2 protein-coding genes and 1 pseudogene are annotated in these 2826 nt (G+C 63.2%); all 3 read left to right on the forward strand.

The features are described from left to right. A pseudogene (locus SJH88_RS18785) lies at positions 1–109 on the forward strand (IS5/IS1182 family transposase); the annotation flags it as partial. 97 nt (positions 110–206) lie between these two features. Further along, on the forward strand, positions 207–1403 hold the full coding sequence (locus SJH88_RS18790; RefSeq protein ID WP_274755347.1) for a benzoate/H(+) symporter BenE family transporter: 1197 nt from the start codon (positions 207–209) through the stop codon (positions 1401–1403). 42 nt (positions 1404–1445) lie between these two features. Further along, the gene (gshB, locus tag SJH88_RS18795; RefSeq protein WP_270149951.1) at positions 1446–2399 is read left to right on the forward strand and encodes a glutathione synthase; all 954 of its coding nucleotides are present in this window, start codon (positions 1446–1448) and stop codon (positions 2397–2399) included. The last annotated feature ends 427 nt before the right edge of the window (positions 2400–2826 follow it).

A 2826-nucleotide genomic window follows, 5' to 3' on the forward strand; every position in this document is an offset into this window, starting at 1 on the left:
GTGGCTGGACAAGAACAGGAGGCTATGGAAGAACTGCGAGCGGCTCTTGAACACCAGCCTGCAGTTCGTCCACTTGGCTTTCCTGGCCCTACTGCTCAGGAGATCGTAAACACGTTCTAAGCGCAGCCCCCGGGTCTGCGCTTTTTTTATGCCCTCGTCCCCGGCGTGCCAGAACCGGGTGGCGCTGCGCGGTGGCTGTGCGCACAATGTGCGCCATGCAATTTTTCAGAGACTTCAGCCTGTCGGCGCTGAGTGCCGGTTTTGTGGCGGTGTTGGTGGGCGTGACCAGCTCGGTGGCCCTGGTGTTCCAGGCGGCCCAGGCCTTCGGTGCCACGCCGGCACAGATCAGCTCGTGGATGTGGGCCCTGGGCTGGGGCATCGGTCTGTGCTGCGCCGTGCCCTCGCTGCTGCTGCGCAAGCCGGTGATGGTGGCCTGGTCCACGCCCGGGGCCGCGGTGCTGGCGGCCGCCGGGGTGGCGGGCGGCTTCAGCATGGCCGAGGCCGTGGGCGCCTTCATTGTCAGTGCGGCACTGATTGCGCTGTGTGGCTTCAGCGGCTGGTTCGAGCGGGTGATGGACCGCATCCCCGCGGCGATTGCGGCGGCGCTGCTGGCCGGGGTGCTGGCCCGCTTTGGCCTGCAGGTGTTCGAGTCGGCGCAGACGGCCCTGCCCCTGGTGCTCAGCATGCTGCTGACCTATGTGCTGTCGCGGCGGCTGTGGCCCCGCTATGCCGTCATGTTGACCCTGATGGCCGGCATCGCCTGTGCGGCCTGGCAGGGGCAGATGCAGTGGTCGCAGGTGGAGTGGCGCCTGGCCCTGCCGGTGTTCACCATGCCCAGCTTCACCTGGCAGGCCTGCATCAGCGTGGCGCTGCCGCTGTTTGTGGTCACCATGGCGTCGCAGAACCTGCCGGGGGTGGCGGTCATCCGCACCGCCGGCTATGCGCTGCCCGTGTCCCGGCTGGTGGGCACCACTGGCGTCGTCACCTTGCTGCTGGCACCGTTCGGGGCCTTCGGTATTAACCTGGCTGCCATTACGGCGGCCATCTGCATGGGCACCGAAGCCCACGCCGACCCGGCCAAGCGCTACACCGCGGCGGTCTGGTGCGGTCTGTTCTATGTGCTGCTGGGCATCTTCGGGGCCGTGGTGGCCGGGCTGCTGGCGGCCTTCCCCAAGGAGCTGGTCATGGCGATTGCCGGGCTGGCGCTGCTGGGCAGCATTGGCGGGGGGCTGGTGACTGCGCTGCAGCAGGACAGCAGCCGTGAGGCCGCACTCATCACCTTTCTGGTCACGCTCAGCGGTGTGGCGATTGCCGGCATCGGTTCGGCCTTCTGGGGCGTGGTCGCCGGGGGCTTGACCCTGTTCGTGCAACAGTACCAACCTTGGCGTACAAAAGCGCGCTGAACCTTTTCTTCTTTCTTGATCGGGGCGCTGCCCCAGCCCACCATGCAATTTCTGTTTGTCGCCGATCCCCTGGAATCTTTCAACACCAAGAAGGACAGCACCTTCGCCATGATGCGCGAGGCCCAGCGCCGTGGGCATACGGTGTTCGCGACCGAGCCCCGGGACATCAGCTGGCAGGTGGGGGGCAAGGTGGTGGCCCAGGTGCGGGCCCTGCGCCTGACCGGCGATCTGCACGACTGGTACGAAGAAGTGGGCGTGGCACAGCAGGCGCTGGCCGACTTTGATGCCGTGCTGATGCGCAAGGACCCACCGTTCGACAGCGAATTCTTCTATGCCACGCACATGCTCAGCCAGGCCGAGCGCGAAGGCGCCAAGGTCTTCAACAAGCCGGCGGCGCTGCGTGACCACCCCGAGAAGATGGCGGTGATGGAATTCCCCGAGGTACTGGGCCCCACCCTCATCACCCGCAACCCCCAGGACATCCGCGCCTTCCATGCCCAGCACCAGGACATCATCCTCAAGCCGCTGGACGGCATGGGGGGCATGGGCATCTTCCGCGTCGGCCCTGATGGCATGAACCTGGGCTCCATCATCGAAACCCTGAACCAGCAGGGCGCCACCAGCGTGATGGTGCAGAAGTTTCTGCCGGCCATCGCCCAAGGCGACAAGCGCATCCTCATCATTGGCGGCAAGCCCGTGCCGTACTGCCTGGCCCGCATTCCGCAGGGCAACGAAGTGCGCGGCAATCTGGCTGCGGGTGGCAAGGGTGTGGCCCAGCCGCTCAGCGACAGCGACCGTGCCATCGCCGACAAGCTGGGGCCCATCCTGGTTGCACGCGGTCTGCTGCTGGTGGGCCTGGATGTGATCGGCGACAAGGTCACCGAAATCAACGTCACCAGCCCCACCTGCTTCCAGGAGATTCAGCAGCAGACCGGCTGCGACGTACCGGCGCTGTTTGTGGATGCGCTGGAGCAGGCGGTCCAGGCCGCTGCCTGAGTGCGGCATCAGGCACCCGCTGTAAGCGGGTGCAGGAAATCCAAGGGATTTCCCTGGGGGTGTCAAAAATAGGTATAGAATTGCGGTCTTCGCTGCTCACGACAACTGACAGCGAGCAAGAAGAAAAAATTCTTCTTGAGGCACGAAAAGTTGTGCTACAATACAAGGCTTCGCTGATCACGGCGAAGGAAGAAATCTGAAGCGATTCAGGTTTGCATCTTTAAAAAGATACAGCCGATAAGCGTGGGCGTTTGAAGGCGAATTGCCAAGTTCTTTGGAACTAAAAACAAACGCTCATGGAAATAGAGAAGTGAAGTTCACTTCAATTCCGTTTTTATGAGTGAGTCGCAAGACTTTAAATTCAAGATCGAACTGTAGAGTTTGATCCTGGCTCAGATTGAACGCTGGCGGCATGCCTTACACATGC

The sequence above is a fragment of the Comamonas sp. GCA5 genome (assembly GCF_036541385.1).
Classification (GTDB): Bacteria; Pseudomonadota; Gammaproteobacteria; order Burkholderiales; family Burkholderiaceae_C; genus Comamonas; species Comamonas aquatica.